Source organism: Clostridium sp. CMCC3677 (assembly GCF_023845585.1).
Taxonomy (GTDB): domain Bacteria; phylum Bacillota; class Clostridia; order Clostridiales; family Clostridiaceae; genus Clostridium; species Clostridium aquiflavi.
In genome coordinates this window covers 1-254 of the sequence record NZ_JAMQHS010000073.1, presented here as the reverse complement: position 1 = coordinate 254, position 254 = coordinate 1, and the positions used below count along the sequence as shown (strand labels likewise).

1 protein-coding gene is annotated in these 254 nt (G+C 39.4%); it reads left to right on the top strand.

Features of this window, described 5'->3' with window-relative positions:
- On the top strand, positions 1-254 hold a 254-nt coding region (locus NG901_RS16780; protein WP_252217089.1), incomplete at both ends, for a PDZ domain-containing protein.

Here is a 254-nt window from a genome sequence, read left to right as displayed (position 1 = left end):
ACTTATGATGGCGTATACGTATTAAGCGTAAAAGATGACGTTCCAGCAGCCGATGTCCTTCACGCTGGCGACCTAATCACAGAAATTGATGGGAATGCGTTTAAATCAAGCCAAGAATTTATTGATTATATTCACAGTAAAAAAGTGGGAGACACAGTCAAAATAAACTACAAACACGGCGACAAAAATGAGCAAGCCAACATCAAATTAACAGCAATTGATAAAAAAGGCACTCCAGGAATCGGTATCACGCT